This window comes from Mycobacterium paragordonae, assembly GCF_003614435.1.
In the GTDB taxonomy this organism is placed as follows: Bacteria; Actinomycetota; Actinomycetes; order Mycobacteriales; family Mycobacteriaceae; genus Mycobacterium; species Mycobacterium paragordonae.
The window spans coordinates 4651321-4667265 of record NZ_CP025546.1; the positions used below are offsets into that span (position 1 = coordinate 4651321).

Here is a 15945-nt window from a genome sequence, read left to right on the forward strand (position 1 = left end):
TCTGTCTCGGGTCCCCGATCACGCTGCAGACTAGCTCTCTGACCGGTGGATATCGGCGTTTTGCCGAAAAGTGACGTCGGCGCGTGTCCGAGAATTCACCGTTTGGTGACGCCGGGCTTTCAGTGGATGGCGCGCTGCCAATCCACGACGAACCGATGCGCGGGGTCCGAAGGGTCGACCGCACAAGGAAGTTCGAGCCCGACCGCGAGGTATGGCACGTGATCGTCCGGAATCGATTGGACGCTGCGGCCGACGATCGGTGCCAGATTCGGGAAGCGAAGCTCCATCTCGACGACGTACTGCGGGGCGTCGAGCAGTTCAGGCATCGCGGTCGCCTCTCTGCCCAAGCTGCGCAACGTGTTTCCGGTCGGTGCAAACGACCTGAGCACACCCGGCACGCGCTGACCCGACGCGAGCAGCTGCGCTGCCGACGCCCACTGGCCCGACGCACTGCCATGGCGCTGCTTGTGCTCGTTGTATGCCGTCGCCAGGTCCGCGGCACTCGGCTGCGCGACCGTCGTCCTGCGTACCGCATTGCCGGGCTCGATCCGCACCTTGCTAGGGTTCGCGGAGTCGACCTGCACCGGGACCACCAACCCCGGTTGCACGGAGGCCATCTGGATCGGGTGCACCGCTTGGCGCACCGTGGCCTCGTAGGGTTCGCGGCCCGGAACCTCGACGCTGAGGCTGATCTTGCAGACGTACCGGTCATTGATCACGGTGCCGGTCGATTGCACCGACAGGATCCGCGCGACTCCCGTCAGCGCCGGGCCGGTGAACCGGGGCTTCCTGATCCGATACAGGCTGACGCCGACGAACAACATCACCAGGGCCGGGATGCCCCAGCTCAGCAGTGTGGGCAAGATTTCCATGGCGGGACGGTAACCGGGGCCGGGCGGCTACCGTGCCCAAGTTTCTCGTTCGGCTCTAGTCTCGGTGACATGTCTGCGCGGGTGTGCGTGGTGGGCAGCATCAACTGGGATGTGACGCTCGATGTCGCGGATCTGCCGCGTCCAGGCGAGACGGTGCTGGCGTCGTCCCTGGTTTACGCGCCCGGCGGCAAAGGCGGCAATCAGGCGGTGGCGGCGGCGCGTGCCGGCGCGGAGGTGCGGTTCATCGGAGCGGTCGGCGACGATCCGGCCGGTGACCGGTTGGTGGACCACCTGCGGGCGACCGGTGTCGGAGTGGACGCCGTCATCCGTCGGCACGGACCGAGTGGGACAGCGATCATCGTGGTCGACAGCGGTGGCGAGAACACCATCGTGGTGGCTCCGGGCGCCAACACTGCGTTGTCGGTGTCGCCGGGATCGATAGCCGGCTGCGATGTGTTGTTGACCCAGTTGGAGATTCCGGTGCCGACGGCTCTGACGGCCGCGCGGCAGGCACGGTCGGTCGGTGCTGTCGTGATGGTCAATGCGTCGCCTGCCGGACAGGACGGCGACGCGCTGGCCGAACTGGCCGGCGTAGCCGACGTGGTGATCGCGAACGAGCACGAGGCCCGTTCTTGGCCCTGGCGCCCTGCGCATTTCGTGACGACGCTGGGTGCGCGGGGTGCTCGGTACCTGGGCGTCGACGGCGAATTCGAGGTACCCGCCCCGGCAGTGGCGGCGGTCGACACCACAGGTGCGGGCGACGTGTTCGCCGGCGTGCTGGCCGCCAGTTGGCCGGGTGGTGCGGGGTCTGCCGACGGACGGCGCGCGGCGTTGCGGAGGGCGTGTGCCGCGGGTGCGTTGGCGACGCTGGTGCGTGGTGCGGGTGATTGCGCGCCGGATGCCGCAGCTATTGACGCGGCTGTTTCGGGGGCGTCGTCACAGTAGGCCGTGGAACGTGACAGCAAGTATTCGACTGGCCGACCTGCTCGACTGCTGAGTATCAGGCGGGCAGCGCGCGCCGACCGGCGCGTTCTGCGAAGGCGTCCAGCGCACGCAGAACCTCCGGCGCGCGCCACGCTCGATTACGGCTCTGGTCGGTGAACTCGACGATGATCCCGTACCCAACGAGCGGGTCCAAGTACCGGTACACGTTGGTCACGGGTATCCCGAGTTCATCGCTGATCAGTTGGGCATTGACCACAGGGCGTTTCAAAAGGAGATCCGCCACGCGATAAATGGCCGAGTCGCGGCGGGCTTTGATTTTCGACCCCCATCCGCCTCGTACCGTTCGCAGGTCGGCAACTAGTTCTCGACCGTTGACGACTGCCAGCATCGAAGCCATCGCTAGTCGTTCAACTATCGGAGCCGGGTCACCGTCGCGATAGGCGGTCAGTGCATCGAAGTATGCAGTGGTGTCGGTCAGCAGTCCTGCTGAGACGGGGACGGTGACCTGACGGGCCAGCCGCTTGGTGCGCAACATCGATTGGATCATCGCTCGGCCGGTGCGCCCGTTGCCGTCGGGGAACGGGTGGATGGTTTCGAATTGTGCGTGCGCAATCGCGATCTGCGGAAGGACCGCTATGTTACCGCGTTTGGCAAATTGAATTAGGTCATCAATGGCTGCTGGAACTCGATCCTGGTGCGGTGCAATGAAATCGGCGCCGCGCGGGCCGAAGTTACCTCCGCCGATCCATACCTGCACCGAGCGCCATTTACCGGCGATATCTGGCTCGCTCTCGCGCATCAGTGCCTCATGCATGGCTAAAATTGCACCGCCGCTGATCTGGTCGGCCAGGTCGACAGCTGCTTGCATCGCTCTGGTATTCGCGACGATCATCGAGGCGTTCAGACGCTTGCTGGTCCCGAGCGTTTCGGCTTCGGCGATTGCGCGCGCGGTGGCGGTCAGGTTCTCAATTTTGGAGCTGGCCGCCGATTCTGTGCGTAGCAACACCGAAGCGAAGGGGGCGATTTCACCACCAAGTTCTGTATCGAACCGCGCGATCTCCTGGGCGGCTTCCTCCGCGTCAGCGAGAACGCCGGAAGGCAGGCTGACATCCAGGTCCGCGATCTCGGCCGGAATGGCGGCTTGGTACCGACCGGACTGACGAAGTGCCGCACGCAGGTCGGAGCGCCCGTGGCCGGCCTCGACTGGGGTCTCCCATGTCAGGGTCTCGTATCCCACTCTGGTGCCTGAGTTAACTGATGACACGAATCGATCTTATCATCACTTAACTTGCTAACTGATAATAAGAGCGTCGGTTGTTATCACTTCCAGTCCCCAGAAGGCGACTCAGCCTTCGGGCACCTCCCGCTCGATTTCATCGAGCCATATCTGCGCGGACATGTCCGATGGTGCGCGCCAATCCCCGCGCGGCGAGAGCGAGCCGCCGTGAGAAACCTTGGGGCCGTTGGGCAATGCCGAGCGCTTGAACTGGCTGAACGAGTAGAAGCGCTGCACGAAGACCTGCAGCCAGTGCCGGATCTCCGACAACGAATACGTCGGTCGGTTGCTTTCCGGGAAACCGGGCGGCCAGTCGCCGCGATCCGGGTCGCTCCAGGCATGCCACGCGAGGAACGCGATCTTGGACGGCACAAAGCCGTGCCGCAGCACCTGGTAGAGCGAAAAGTCCTGCAGCGCATAGGGACCGACCTTGGCCTCACTGCTCTGCAGTTCTTCTTCCTCTCCGGCCGGGACCAGTTCCGGGGTGATCTCGGTGTCCACCACCGACTGCAGCACGTCGGTGACATTCTCCTCGAACTGGTCCGAGGATATGACCCACCGAATCAGATGCTGAATGAGTGTCTTGGGCACGCCGCCGTTGACGTTGTAATGCGACATCTGGTCGCCGACACCGTATGTCGACCAGCCCAGCGCGAGCTCCGAGAGGTCACCGGTCCCCAGCACGATGCCGCCGCGCTGGTTCGCCAACCGGAACAGGTAATCGGTGCGCAGGCCGGCCTGCACATTCTCGAAGGTGACGTCGTAGACCTTCTCGCCACGCGCGAAGGGATGACCGATCTCTTCGAACATTCGCTTGGCGGTCTCGGTGATGTCGATTTCCTCGAATGTGATGCCCAGTGCCTCACCCAACTTGACGGCATTGCTCTTGGTGTGGTCTCCGGTCGCGAAACCCGGCAAGGTGAAACCCAGGATGTCGCTGCGCGGCCGGCCCTCCCGGTCCATCGCCTTGGCCGCGACGATCAGTGCGTGGGTCGAATCCAGACCCCCGGAGACACCGATGACCACCTTCGGATAGTCCAGCGCCCGCAGTCGCTGCTCCAGCCCGGCGACCTGGATGTTGTAGGCCTCGTAGCAATCCTGTTCCAGCCGTTCGCGATTGGACGGCACGAAGGGGAAGCGTTCGATATTGCGCAGCAGACCGATGTCGCCGTCGGGCGGGTCGACACGGAATTCGATGCGCCGGAAGGTGTCCGTGACCGCGCGGTGGTGGCGCCGATTGTCGTCGAAAGTGCCCATCCGCAGCCGCTCGGAACGCAGCCGGCCGGTGTCCACGTCGGCGACCGAACGGCGCTCTCCCTTCGGAAAGCGTTCCGACGACGCCAACTCGGTGCCGTTCTCCCAGATCATGGTCTGGCCGTCCCACGCCAGGTCGGTCGTCGACTCGCCCTCCCCGGCCGCGGCATACACATAGGCGGCCAGACACCGTGCCGACGCCGAGCGGGCGAGCAGGCAGCGGTCTTCGGCCCTGCCGATGGTGATCGGGCTGCCGGAAAGGTTCGCCAGCACGGTCGCACCCGCCAGAGCGGCCTCGGCGCTGGGCGGCACCGGCACGAACATGTCCTCGCAGATCTCGACGTGCAACACGAAGTCCGTCAGGTCCGATGCGGTGAACAACAGGTCGGGGCCGAACGGAACGTCCGCGTCGCCGATCCGGATGCTGCCGCGCTCACCATCGCCCGGTGCAATCTGCCGGTACTCGTAGAACTCCCGATAGGTCGGCAGGTAGGACTTGGGCACCACGCCGAGCACCACACCGCGATGGATGACGACGGCGGTGTTGTAGATGCGGTGCAGGTGCCGCAGCGGGGCGCCGATCACCAGCACCGGAAGCAGGTCGGCAGACGCCGTCACGACTTCCTGTAGCGCCTCTTCCACGGCGTCGAGCAGGGCATCCTGCAGCAGGATGTCCTCAATGGAATATCCACACAACGTGAGTTCCGGGAAAACCGCCAGGGCCACGCCGTCGTCGTGGCACTCGCGCGCCAACCCGAGAACCGACGCGGCGTTGGCCGCCGGGTCGGCTATCGAGGTGTGGTGCGTGCACGCAGCGACGCGCACGAACCCGTGCCGGTATGCGGAGTAGAAGCTCATCGCCCTCCATTCTCGCGTGACCTCAGAAGCTGGTGAAGCCGAGGTCGGCTGACGGGGTTCCGACGTGTGCCTAAGCTCGATGGAGTGGAATCTCCCGAACTCATCGCACTGCTGTCCGGCCGGCGGATCGCAGTGCTGACGGGCGCGGGCCTTTCCACGGACTCCGGCATACCCGATTACCGGGGACCTGACTCCCCGCCCAGCAACCCGATGACAATCCGCCAGTTCACGTCCGACCCGGAATTCCGGCAGCGTTACTGGGCGCGCAACCATCTGGGCTGGCGGCACATGGACAACACGCAACCCAATGCGGGGCACCGCGCGCTGGCGGCGCTGGAACGGGCCGGGGTGGTGAACGGGGTGATCACCCAGAACGTCGACCTGCTGCACACCAAGGCCGGCAGTGCCAATGTCATCAATCTGCATGGCACCTACGCCCGCGTGGCCTGCCTGAGTTGCGGCCACCGCATGAGTCGCGCCGCGCTGGCCGAACAACTCGAGGCGCTCAACCCAGGATTCATCGAGCGTTCCGAGGCTGTCGGCGGCCTGGCGGTGGCGCCGGACGCGGACGCCGTCGTCGCCGATACCGCTTCCTTCCGCTACGTCGACTGCCCACGCTGCGGCGGCATGCTCAAGCCCGACATCGTCTACTTCGGCGAGAGCGTTCCCAAAGACATTGTCGATCAGGCATATTCCCTCGTCGATCAGGCGCAGGCGCTGCTGGTGGCCGGCTCGTCGCTGACGGTGTTCTCCGGTTACCGGTTCGTGCGCCACGCCGCGGCCAACAACATCCCGGTGGCGATCGTCAACCGCGGCCGCACCCGGGGTGACGAGCTGGCCAGCGTGACGGTCGACGGTGGCTGTTCGGAGATGCTGACGCTGCTGGCGGGCGAGCTGGTGCTCAGCGCGCCCTTCTGACCTCGGCGACGAACTGGCGTCCCCGGTTGTCGACCACCTGCCACGAGGAGGGGCCGATCATCCGGGGATGACCGAGCATGTAGACGGCCTGCCGGGCGTCCTGCTCCCGCTCGATGTTGTCGACGCGCATGCCGTGAGATGTCGTCAAAGCCCACATTGTTCTCTCCGATTCTGGCTGACTTCGCTGGTACGAAGAGCTTTTCGGAGGCGCCTGTGCGGATCCTCGTGGAATCCTCAACGATTTCTAGAAGCGGAGATCTGAAGCGACCGCCGGCGCACAGGGCGCCACGAGCGTTCGCGACTGTAGTCCTCTGAGCCCCAACCGTCAGAAAGTGCAGGGCATGCTGCGGATCGCATGAATGAAATTGCCCGGTACGTAAACCGGTTCGCCCGCCGCAATGTCGGGCAGCTGGCTGAGCAGTTCACCGAAGATGGCACGCAACTGGGCCCGGGCGACGTGCGCGCCGAGGCAGAAGTGTACGCCTCCGCCGCCGAACCCCAGGTGCGGATTGGGGCTGCGGCTCAGGTCGAAACGGCCAGGCTCGTTGAACGCGTCTTCGTCCCGGTTGCCGGAGGCGTAGAACATCACCACCTTGTCCCCGGCCCGGATCTGCTGACCGCCGAGCTCGAAATCAGTTGCGGCAGTGCGACGGAAGGTCATCACCGGGGTGGCCCACCGGACGAACTCCTCGACCGCCGTGCCGATACGGTCCTCGAAAGCCGCTGTCAGCCAAGCCCTTTGACCTGGGAAGTCGGTGAGCGCCTTGAGGGCGTGGCTGGTGGTCTGCCGGGTGGTGTCATTGCCCGCCACGGCAAGCAGCACGAAGAACGCGGAGACGTCGGCATCGGAGAGCCGGTCGCCGTCCACCTCGGCGTTCACCAGGGCGCTGAACAGATCTTCGCCCGGGTTCTCCCGGCGCTCGGCGGCCAGCTGGCCGGCGACCTGGTGCAGGTACACCTGGTTCTCGAACACCACCTGCAGCGGTTCGCGGCCGGCGAGGTACTCCGGGTCCGCCCACGACACCAGCGCATCCGCCGCGTGCGCCACCTGTTGCCGCTCGGACTCCGGAATACCGACCATGTCCGACAGGGTCCGAATCGGCAGTTCCTTGGCGCAGTACTCGACGAAATCGACACCACTGCCGGCTTCCCGCAACTCCTCGACGATGGCCTTGGCGTTGTCCTGGATCGACTGCTCGATACGCCGGACCTGTCGGGGCGTGAACGCCGCGCTGACCAGCTTGCGCAGCTTGGTGTGCCGCGGCGGGTCCATCGCGAGGAAAGACTGGGACGCCTCGAGCAGTTCCTCGGGGATATTGGCGAACATCACCCCCTTGCCGGACCGGAAGACGTCGTTGTTGCGGCTGACCGCGACGATGTCGGCGCGTCGGGTGACCGCCCAATAGCCGGGGTCGTCCGGGTCGTCCATCAGGGTGTCTTTGACCGGGGAATGCCAGCTCACCGGACGTTCGGCGCGCAGCACCGCGAACGAGCGTTCCCGATCCTCGGCAGTGGTCGACCAGAACCCAGGCGAGGACAGGTCGATCGCGTCGTAGGTGCGGCCGCTCGCGTACGTCGCTGTCATATAAGCCTCCATCGCCACCTGAGCTGACGGACCTGACTTTATGACTAGACATATTGTCTAGTCAAGATGTTCCGGGTGCGGTTATGCTCGACGAATGCCGTCGGTCACCCGCAAGCCGCAGGCCCGCCAGGGGCGCCAGCAGCGGCGCGAACACATGGAGAGCCGGCTGCTCGACGCCACCGAACGGTTGATGCGCGACGGCGCCAGCTTCACCGAACTCAGCGTCGATCGCCTGGCCGGTGAGGCCGGCATCTCCCGGGCCAGCTTCTACATCTACTTCGAGGACAAGGGCCACCTGCTGCGCCGGCTGGCCGCCGCGGTGTTCGATGACCTTGCCGTGTCCGGCAATCGGTGGTGGTCGGTGGCCGACCGGCGCGACCCCGAGGACCTGCGCGCCTCGATCACCGGGATCGTAGCCAGCTACCGGCGCCACCAGCCGGTGCTCACCGCGCTCAGCGAAATGGCCGGCTACGACCAATCGACCGCCCAGACCTACCGCGACCTGCTGACCGCCATCTCCCAGCGCGTGCACCGCGTAATCGACGCCGGCCAGGCCGACGGTTCGATCCGGCCCGGCATCCCGGCAGCCGCCACGGCCAGCGCGCTGACTTTGATGGTGGAACGGGCCTGCCAGATGAATCTGCCGGTGCAATCACCGGACCACGACGCCCCACTCGTCGACACATTGGTCGAAATAATTTGGGCCGCACTGTATCTCAAGCCCGCGCGGTAAGTTACACGGCCACCAGGTCGTCAGCATGGACCGCGGGCCGGCGCATCTCGCCCGGCAGATCCGAGGTGGAGCGGCCCATCACCGTCGCGAGTTCAGCGGCATCGTAAGCAACGACGCCGCGCGCCACCACGGTGGCGTCCGGTCCGCACAGTTCGACGACGTCGCCACCGAAGAATTTCCCTGACACCGCGACGATGCCCGCGGGCAGCAACGACCGGCGCTGCCTGAGGACGGCCCGTACCGCCCCCTCGTCCAGCGTCAGCGAACCGGTGGACTCGGCGGCGTAGCGGACCCAGAATCGGCGCGCCGACATCCGCTCGGCCCGCGGCGCGAACACCGTACCCACCGAGGCGTCGGCGAGTGCCGTCGCGGCATCAGAAGCCGGGGCCAGCAACACCGGCACTCCGGCGTCGGCGGCCAGCAGCGCCGATGACATTTTCGACGCCATGCCGCCGGTGCCCAGATGGCTACTCTGACCCGCGACCACTCCGTCCAGATCCGCCGGTCCGGTCACTTCCGGAATGAATTTGGCGCCCTTGCACTTTCGCGGATCGGCGTCGTAAAGGCCGTCGATGTCCGACAGTAGTACCAGGGCATCGGCGCCTACCAGATGCGCCACCAACGCCGAGAGCCGGTCGTTGTCGCCGAAACGGATCTCGTTGGTGGCCACGGTGTCGTTCTCGTTCACGATCGCCACGGCGCGCAGCGCCCGCAACCGGTCCAGCGTGCGCTGGGCGTTGTTGTGCTGCACCCGCATCGCGATGTCGTGCGCGGTCAACAGCACCTGTCCCACGGTGCGGCCGTACCGGGCGAAGGCCGCGCTCCAGGAGTTCACCAGGGCAACCTGCCCGACGCTGGCCGCGGCCTGCTTGGTGGCCAGATCCTTTGGCTTCCGGGCTAATCCGAGCGGCTCCAGTCCCGCGGCAATGGCTCCCGACGAGACGATGACGACGTCGGAGCCCGCTTGCATCCGCGTCTCGATCGCGTCGGCCAGTTCGGCCAGCCGGCCGGCGTCGAACATGCCCGACTCCGTGGTGAGCGCGGTGGTGCCCACCTTGACGACGATGCTGCGCGCGGTCCGGATGCTCTCCCGATGCGTCATCAGCTGTCGCGCTCGCGGCGTTGCCGCCGGGCGGCCTTTCGCTCAGCGGCACCCACCCGGTCGGAGCGTTCCAGGCGTACGTCGGTGCCCCGGCCGGTCAGCGGAACCTGGCCTCCCGCAGGGGTTTGCGGTTCCCAGTCGAAGGTCATGTCGCCGATGGTCACCGCGCAGCCGGGCCGGGCGCCCTGCCGCAGCAGTTCGTCCTCCACGCCCAGGCGGGCCAACCGGTCGGCGAGGTAGCCGACGGCCTCGTCGTTGTCGAAGTTCGTCTGTCCTATCCAGCGTTCGGGGCGCGCACCGGTCACCACGAAGCCGCCCTCGCCGTCGGGTTCGACCGAGAAACCGCTCTCGTCCACCGGAACCGGACGGATCACCGGACGGCGCGGCACCACCGCGGGGCGGGCGGCGTTGTACTCCGAGACCATCTGCCACAGCCCGAAGATCAACGGCTGCAAGCCTTCCCGGGTCGCCGTCGACACCAGATACACCGGCCAGCCGCGCTGGGCGACCTCCTCGCGGACGAACTCGGCCAGCTCGCGGGCCTCGGGCACGTCAATCTTGTTGAGCACCACTGCTCGTGGCCGCTCGGCCAGGTCACCCAATATGGCGTCGCCCTGCAGGGTGGGTGTGTAGGCCGCGAGTTCGGCTTCCAGCGCGTCGATGTCGGAGATAGGGTCGCGTCCGGGTTCCGCAGTGGCACAGTCCACCACGTGGACCAGTACCGCGCAGCGCTCGATGTGCCGCAGGAAGTCCAGGCCCAGACCGCGGCCTTCGGAGGCGCCGGGGATCAGGCCGGGCACGTCGGCGACGGTGAAGGCATGCTCGCCGGCCGAGACCACACCGAGGTTGGGAACCAGCGTGGTGAACGGGTAGTCGGCGATCTTGGGTTTGGCCGCCGAGATGACCGACACCAGCGACGACTTTCCGGCCGACGGAAATCCGACCAGGCCGACGTCGGCGACGGTCTTGAGTTCGAGGGTGAGGTCGCGTTCCTGTCCCGGCTCCCCGAGCAGCGCGAAGCCGGGAGCCTTGCGGGCGCGGGAGGCCAGCGCCGCGTTGCCCAGTCCGCCGCGGCCGCCGGCGGCCGCTTCGAACCGGGTGCCGGCGCCGATCAGGTCGGCCAGCATCCGGCCGTTTTCATCGAGGACCACGGTGCCGTCGGGGACCTTGACTTCCAGGTCCGTGCCGGCAGCGCCGTCCCGGTTGTTGCCCATTCCCTGCTTGCCGGACGGCGCTGTGACGTGCGGGCGGAAATGGAAGTCGAGCAGGGTGTGCACCTGCGGGTCGACCACGAAGACGATGCTGCCGCCGCGGCCGCCGTTACCGCCGTCCGGACCGCCCAGCGGCTTGAACTTCTCGCGGTGGACCGATGCGCAGCCGTTGCCGCCGGATCCCGCGCGTGTGTGAATGACCACCCGATCGACGAATCGAGGCATCGGGCTTCCCCTCAATCGGCTACGGACGTGCTGCCAGGCACATCCGTAGCACTCAGTCGGCGGTTTGCCCGGCGGGAACGATGCTGACGGTCTTGCGGCCGCCCTTGACACCGAACTGGACCGCACCGGCCGCCTTGGCGAACAACGTGTCGTCACCACCGCGACCGACGTCGACACCGGGGTGGAACTTGGTGCCGCGCTGGCGGACCAGGATCTCGCCGGCCTTGACCACCTGGCCGCCGAAGCGCTTCACGCCGAGCCGCTGAGCTGCGGAATCGCGACCGTTACGGGAGCTGGACGCGCCCTTCTTGTGTGCCATGTCTGCTCGCCCCTACTACTTGATACCGGTGACCTTGAGGACCGTCAGCTGCTGACGGTGTCCCTGCCGCTTGTGGTAGCCGGTCTTGTTCTTGAACTTGTGGATGCGGATCTTCGGGCCCTTGGTGTGCTCGAGCACCTCGCCGGTGACGGCGACCTTGGCCAGCGCCTGGGCGTCGGTGGTGACGTTGGCGCCGTCGACGACCAGAGCGACCGGCAGCGACACGTTCGCGCCCGGCTCCGACTCCAGCTTCTCGACCTTGACCACGTCGCCGACGGCAACCTTGTACTGCTTACCGCCGGTCTTGACGATTGCGTAGGTCGCCATCGTTGCTCCTGCCTGTTCTTCTGGTCGTCTGTCTTGCGTCGCACTCGCGCGCGGGCCAACCCGGCGCGGGTGATGGTCTTGGGTGCGGGCTCGGTACCGGCCCGCTGTCGTCGGTCACATCCGTTTGCCTAGAGCCCTGACGACAACTGTCCAAGGGTACGTGACCAGCACCTACAGGGTCAAACCGGGTGCTTGATGTTCCAGTCGGAGGCTTTCAGTCGGCGTGGATGGGCGGTCCGGCCGGGCGTCCCGCCGCGCGCCGGCGGCGCGACGGAACTGCCGAAACCTCTGCGATCACCACCGGCGGGACCTCGATGGCGGTTTCAGAATCGTCGGAGTCGGAATCGTCGGAATCGTCGTCGCCGTCATCCAGGTCGTCGGTGTCATTCAAGACGTCGTCGCTGTCGTCCTCGTCTTCGTCCTCGTCGTTGAGGTCTTCGTCGTCAAGTTCGTCCACGTCTTCGTCTTCGTCATCGTCTTCGTCTTCGTCGTCTTCGTCGTCTTCGTCGAGATCTTCGTCATCGAGTTCGTCGACGTCCTCGACGTCCTCATCCTCGTCCTCAACCTCGACGTCCTCGTCCTCGTCCTCGTCCTCGACGTCCTCGTCCTCAACGTCTTCGTCCTCGGCGTCCTCGAACTCCGCCACGTCCGGCGCCACCAGCGATTCGGTCTGCTCGTCGGTCTCGGCGGTCAATTCGTCATCGGACTCGAGATCGGACTCGCCGTTCTCCTCGTCATCCCGCGACGACGCGGCCATCGCCTTGAACATCGGGTGCTCACCCGGGGCATGAGTCGGAACCTTGGCCACCACACCGTTGTCGGTCGGCTGTTCGGACCGCGGCTTCTTCGACCGCCTGCTGCGGCGTCCGCCGGACTCCGTCTTGCGGCCCGTGGCCGGCGCCGAGTCGACCGGATCGGCGTGCATCACGATGCCGCGGCCGGCGCAGTGCGGACACGATGTGGAGAACGCCTCGATCAGGCCGGTGCCCAGCCGTTTGCGGGTCAACTGCACCAGGCCCAGCGAGGTCACCTCGGAAACCTGGTGACGGGTGCGGTCGCGGGCCAGCGCCTCGGTCAGCCGGCGCAGCACCAGGTCGCGGTTGGACTCGAGCACCATGTCGATGAAGTCGATGACGACGATGCCGCCGATGTCGCGCAACCGCAGTTGCCGCACGATCTCCTCGGCAGCCTCGAGGTTGTTCTTGGTGACCGTCTGCTCCAGATTGCCGCCCGACCCGGTGAACTTGCCGGTGTTGACGTCGACCACCGTCATGGCCTCGGTCCGGTCGATCACCAGCGTCCCGCCCGACGGCAGCCACACCTTGCGGTCCATCGCCTTGGCCAACTGCTCATCGATGCGGTGCACCGCGAACACATCCGGACCGGGCTGACCCTCCTGGCCGGCCGGCTCGTACTTGTTGAGTTTCGAAACCAAGTCCGGCGCAACAGAATTCACGTATTCGTTGATCGTGGTCCAGGCATCGTCACCGGACACGATCAGTCCCGAGAAATCCTCGTTGAACAGGTCCCGGATGACCTTGACCAGGACGTCGGGCTCTTCGTAGAGCGCCACCGCGGCGCCCGCGGCCTTCTGCTTGATCTCGGCGGCCTTGGCGTCGATCTGGTTCCAGCGCTCCTGCAACCGGGTGACGTCGCCACGGATGTCTTCCTCTTTGACGCCCTCGGACGCGGTGCGGATGATCACGCCCGCGTCGGACGGCACCACCTCACGCAGGATCTCCTTGAGGCGCTGACGCTCGGTGTCGGGCAGCTTGCGGCTGATGCCGGTCGACGACGCGCCCGGTACGTACACCAGATACCGGCCGGCCAGCGACACCTGCGTGGTCAGCCGGGCGCCCTTGTGGCCGACCGGGTCCTTGCTCACCTGCACGACGACGTAGTCGCCGGGTTTGAGGGCCTGCTCGATCTTGCGGTCGGCTCCGCCCAGACCGGCGGCCTCCCAGTTGACCTCACCGGCGTAGAGCACGCCGTTGCGGCCGCGACCGATGTCGACGAAAGCGGCCTCCATCGAGGGCAGCACGTTCTGCACGATGCCCAGGTAGATATTGCCCACCAGCGACGCCGAGGCCGCCGAGGTGACGAAATGCTCGACCACGATGCCGTCTTCCAGGACGGCGATCTGGGTGTAGCGGGCGCCGGGGTGTGGCGGTTCGGTGCGCACCCGGTCGCGGACCACCATCACCCGCTCCACGGCCTCGCGCCGGGCCAGGAATTCGGCCTCGGTCAGCACCGGCGGGCGGCGCCGGCCGGCGTCACGCCCGTCCCGGCGGCGCTGACGCTTGGCCTCCAGCCGCGTCGACCCGTCGATCCCCTTGATCTCGCTGGGACCGGAGTCGTCGGACCCGGACTTGCCGCCGCCGCTGCGCGGCGCGCGCTCGTGCACGACGGTGTTGGGCGGGTCGTCGGGTGACGGGCTGTCGTCGTTGTCGTCGCCCGACCCGGACTTACGGCGTCTGCGCCGGCGGCGACGACGGGTAGCGCCTTCGCCCGAAGTCTCCTCGTCCCCGTTCTCGCCGTCGTCGGAGTCGTCGGAATCCTGAGCCTCGTCGGACTCGTCGGTCGGTTCCCCTGCGCTGTCGCCGGGCTGGTTGTCGCCCTCGGCACCGTTCTGCTCACCGCGCCCGCGACCGCGGCCCCGGCGTCCGCGGCGCCGGCGCTTGTTGGCGGGACGGTCCGACTGGTCATCGTCGTCGTCGGCCCCGGCGCCCTGGCCGTCGGAATCGTCGCCGTAGTCGGAGTCGTCGGAAGCGCTCTCGTCAGCGACTTCGTCGTCGGTTTCGACCCGCTCGGGCGGCGGCTGGGGCGCGACGAACAACGGCATGTAGTGCGGGCGCTCGATGACCGTCTCGCGAGTCTCGCGGACCTCCACCGTTTCCAGCATCAGCCGGGATTCGGGTTCGGCCGGCGACTCCGCTTCGGCGCCGGCCGACACCTCGGCTTCCAGAGCGTCGGCTTCCGGCGCGTCGGCTTCCGGAGCGTCGGGCTGGGCCGCCAGCAGATCCCGGACCCGGACCGCGTCGACATGGTCGACGCTCGAATGCGCGCTGCGGATGCGCCCGTCCAGGGCCGCCAGCGCGTCCAGCACCCGCTTGCTGGTGGTGCCCAGGGTCCGCGCGAGCGAATGCACTCTCAAGCGGTCAGGCAGGTCCTCACGCTCGGTCGGCTCGCTTGTTGAGTCTGAAGTTGGGGCATCGTCTACCACGAATTCTCCTCAAGCCCCCGGGCGCGTCCTAATCGACGCGGCCACTCGAGGGCTTCGCTATGGGTCCGGGTCACTTCTCCCGGACTTGTGATGGTCTCGCCCCGAGCAGCCCATGGTGAGCCCACTCGGTGCCGTACTGAATGACGGCTCGACATGCTGCGCCGCACCGCGGACCGGCGGTGGTCGCGCTTGCCCAAGTCTTCATTCGGGTGTCCGGCGCCAGTTCGACGACGTTCACCCGCAGTCAGTATCCCACATCACTTCCGGGGATCACGCTCCCCTTCGAGCGGCCCGGTCAGATGCCGGGAAACCAGAGCTCGATCTCGCGCTGCGCCGACTCGGCGGAGTCCGACCCGTGCACCAGGTTGAACTGGGTTTCCAGGCCGAAATCACCGCGGATCGTTCCGGGGGTGGCCTTCTCCACCGGGTCGGTACCACCGGCGAGCTGCCGAAACGCGGCAATCGCGCGGGTTCCGACCACGACGGCCGCGACCACCGGTCCCGAGGTGATGAACTCCAGCAACGAACCGAAGAAGGGCTTGCCGTCATGCTCGGCGTAATGGCGCCGTGCCAGGTCCTCACCGACGGTCCTGAGCTCCAGCGCCGCGATGGTGAGGCCTTTGCGCTCGATGCGGCTGAGTATCTCGCCAATCAACTGGCGCTCCACGCCGTCGGGCTTGATCAATACGAGAGTCCGTTCGGTCACGGTGCACAGAGTAGAGGTCGAGACCGCGGTCCCCAAACCTGGATGCGTCACACCGAGGGCGGCGGTGTCCAGCGCGCCTGGCGCCGCCGGACCTCGGCCCGCAGATACGCGAGCAGCCCCCACACCGCGGCGAACAGCAGCCCCATGACACCGACAGCCGGGTACACCAGGAAACCGGCGATCAGGATCAGCTGGGCGCCGAGGTTGACCCAGATCGCCCAGGGCCGGCGTTGCACCCCGGTCAGCACGACCAGCAGCACCGCGAATCCGATCAGATAGCCCAGCGATGCACCGCTCAAGCCGCCTCCGACGACGCCCACCACCGGGATCGCCAGCAGCACCACGATGACCTCGAGGATGAGTGTCCCGGCCATCACACCGGCGAAGCTCT

15 protein-coding genes are annotated in these 15945 nt (G+C 66.8%); 3 read left to right on the forward strand and 12 right to left on the reverse strand.

Features of this window, described 5'->3' with window-relative positions; translation table 11 throughout:
- Nucleotides 1–119: 119 nt before the first annotated feature.
- Entirely contained in the window at nucleotides 120–872 is a 753-nt protein-coding gene (locus C0J29_RS20950) for a hypothetical protein (RefSeq protein WP_120793443.1), read from the reverse strand.
- A gap of 69 nt (nucleotides 873–941) precedes the next feature.
- Between C0J29_RS20950 and C0J29_RS20955 the strand changes: the two genes are divergently transcribed.
- On the forward strand, nucleotides 942–1817 hold the full coding sequence (locus C0J29_RS20955; RefSeq protein WP_120793444.1) for a ribokinase: 876 nt from the start codon (nucleotides 942–944) through the stop codon (nucleotides 1815–1817).
- 55 nt (nucleotides 1818–1872) lie between these two features.
- Here C0J29_RS20955 and C0J29_RS20960 read toward each other — a convergent pair whose 3' ends face one another.
- Nucleotides 1873–3081 carry a Fic family protein gene (locus C0J29_RS20960; RefSeq protein WP_065045597.1) on the reverse strand — a complete coding sequence of 403 codons (1209 nt, stop codon included), beginning with the start codon at nucleotides 3079–3081 and terminating at the stop codon, nucleotides 1873–1875.
- Nucleotides 3082–3162: 81 nt separating this feature from the next.
- The gene (locus C0J29_RS20965) at nucleotides 3163–5205 is read right to left on the reverse strand and encodes an NAD(+) synthase (protein ID WP_065045598.1); all 2043 of its coding nucleotides are present in this window, start codon (nucleotides 5203–5205) and stop codon (nucleotides 3163–3165) included.
- A gap of 84 nt (nucleotides 5206–5289) precedes the next feature.
- On the opposite strand from C0J29_RS20965, the gene C0J29_RS20970 reads away from it, so the two are divergent.
- The gene (locus C0J29_RS20970; protein ID WP_120793445.1) at nucleotides 5290–6123 is read left to right on the forward strand and encodes an NAD-dependent protein deacetylase; all 834 of its coding nucleotides are present in this window, start codon (nucleotides 5290–5292) and stop codon (nucleotides 6121–6123) included.
- On the opposite strand, the gene C0J29_RS32930 is transcribed toward C0J29_RS20970, so the two are convergent.
- Together C0J29_RS32930 and C0J29_RS20975 are read right to left on the reverse strand one after the other, a co-directional pair.
- Nucleotides 6107–6271 (reverse strand): hypothetical protein, encoded by a 165-nt coding sequence (locus tag C0J29_RS32930; protein WP_156297420.1) that lies wholly within the window; start codon nucleotides 6269–6271, stop codon nucleotides 6107–6109. The two genes, C0J29_RS20970 and C0J29_RS32930, sit on opposite strands and share 17 nt — an antisense overlap.
- 177 nt (nucleotides 6272–6448) lie before the next feature.
- The gene (locus C0J29_RS20975) at nucleotides 6449–7708 is read right to left on the reverse strand and encodes a cytochrome P450 (protein WP_120793446.1); all 1260 of its coding nucleotides are present in this window, start codon (nucleotides 7706–7708) and stop codon (nucleotides 6449–6451) included.
- Between the two features lie 94 nt (nucleotides 7709–7802).
- Here C0J29_RS20975 and C0J29_RS20980 point away from each other — a divergent pair, with 94 nt between their 5' ends.
- A complete protein-coding gene (locus C0J29_RS20980) occupies nucleotides 7803–8441 on the forward strand; it encodes a TetR/AcrR family transcriptional regulator (RefSeq protein WP_065045601.1) in 639 nt (212 codons plus the stop codon).
- Between the two features lies 1 nt (nucleotide 8442).
- Here the strand turns inward: C0J29_RS20980 and proB are convergent, their stop codons facing one another.
- From proB to C0J29_RS21015, 7 genes are all read right to left on the reverse strand, one after another.
- Nucleotides 8443–9543 (reverse strand): glutamate 5-kinase, encoded by a 1101-nt coding sequence (proB, locus tag C0J29_RS20985; RefSeq protein WP_120793447.1) that lies wholly within the window; start codon nucleotides 9541–9543, stop codon nucleotides 8443–8445.
- The gene (gene obgE, locus C0J29_RS20990) at nucleotides 9543–10979 is read right to left on the reverse strand and encodes a GTPase ObgE (RefSeq protein WP_120793448.1); all 1437 of its coding nucleotides are present in this window, start codon (nucleotides 10977–10979) and stop codon (nucleotides 9543–9545) included. Before obgE ends, proB begins: the two co-directional genes overlap by 1 nt.
- 52 nt (nucleotides 10980–11031) lie before the next feature.
- On the reverse strand, nucleotides 11032–11298 hold the full coding sequence (gene rpmA / locus C0J29_RS20995; protein ID WP_065045604.1) for a 50S ribosomal protein L27: 267 nt from the start codon (nucleotides 11296–11298) through the stop codon (nucleotides 11032–11034).
- Nucleotides 11299–11313: 15 nt separating this feature from the next.
- Nucleotides 11314–11625, reverse strand: coding sequence for a 50S ribosomal protein L21 (gene rplU / locus C0J29_RS21000; protein ID WP_055577886.1), 312 nt, complete (start codon nucleotides 11623–11625; stop codon nucleotides 11314–11316).
- A 214-nt stretch (nucleotides 11626–11839) separates the two neighbouring features.
- On the reverse strand, nucleotides 11840–14848 hold the full coding sequence (gene rne, locus C0J29_RS21005; protein ID WP_120793449.1) for a ribonuclease E: 3009 nt from the start codon (nucleotides 14846–14848) through the stop codon (nucleotides 11840–11842).
- Between the two features lie 295 nt (nucleotides 14849–15143).
- Nucleotides 15144–15554 carry a nucleoside-diphosphate kinase gene (gene ndk, locus C0J29_RS21010; protein ID WP_055577884.1) on the reverse strand — a complete coding sequence of 137 codons (411 nt, stop codon included), beginning with the start codon at nucleotides 15552–15554 and terminating at the stop codon, nucleotides 15144–15146.
- 47 nt (nucleotides 15555–15601) lie between these two features.
- Nucleotides 15602–15928, reverse strand: a complete 327-nt coding sequence (locus C0J29_RS21015; protein WP_120794871.1) for a DUF4233 domain-containing protein — start codon at nucleotides 15926–15928, stop codon at nucleotides 15602–15604.
- Between the last annotated feature and the right edge of the window lie 17 nt (nucleotides 15929–15945).

Coding starts and splice junctions, on each gene's coding strand:
- C0J29_RS20950 (WP_120793443.1), bottom strand. CDS start 872: ATGGAAATCTTGCCCACACTGCTGAGCTGGGGCATCCCGGCCCTGGTG.
- C0J29_RS20955 (WP_120793444.1), top strand. CDS start 942: ATGTCTGCGCGGGTGTGCGTGGTGGGCAGCATCAACTGGGATGTGACG.
- C0J29_RS20965 (WP_065045598.1), bottom strand. CDS start 5,205: ATGAGCTTCTACTCCGCATACCGGCACGGGTTCGTGCGCGTCGCTGCG.
- C0J29_RS20975 (WP_120793446.1), bottom strand. CDS start 7,708: ATGACAGCGACGTACGCGAGCGGCCGCACCTACGACGCGATCGACCTG.
- C0J29_RS20980 (WP_065045601.1), top strand. CDS start 7,803: ATGCCGTCGGTCACCCGCAAGCCGCAGGCCCGCCAGGGGCGCCAGCAG.
- proB (WP_120793447.1), bottom strand. CDS start 9,543: ATGACGCATCGGGAGAGCATCCGGACCGCGCGCAGCATCGTCGTCAAG.
- obgE (WP_120793448.1), bottom strand. CDS start 10,979: ATGCCTCGATTCGTCGATCGGGTGGTCATTCACACACGCGCGGGATCC.
- rpmA (WP_065045604.1), bottom strand. CDS start 11,298: ATGGCACACAAGAAGGGCGCGTCCAGCTCCCGTAACGGTCGCGATTCC.
- rplU (WP_055577886.1), bottom strand. CDS start 11,625: ATGGCGACCTACGCAATCGTCAAGACCGGCGGTAAGCAGTACAAGGTT.
- C0J29_RS21015 (WP_120794871.1), bottom strand. CDS start 15,928: ATGGCCGGGACACTCATCCTCGAGGTCATCGTGGTGCTGCTGGCGATC.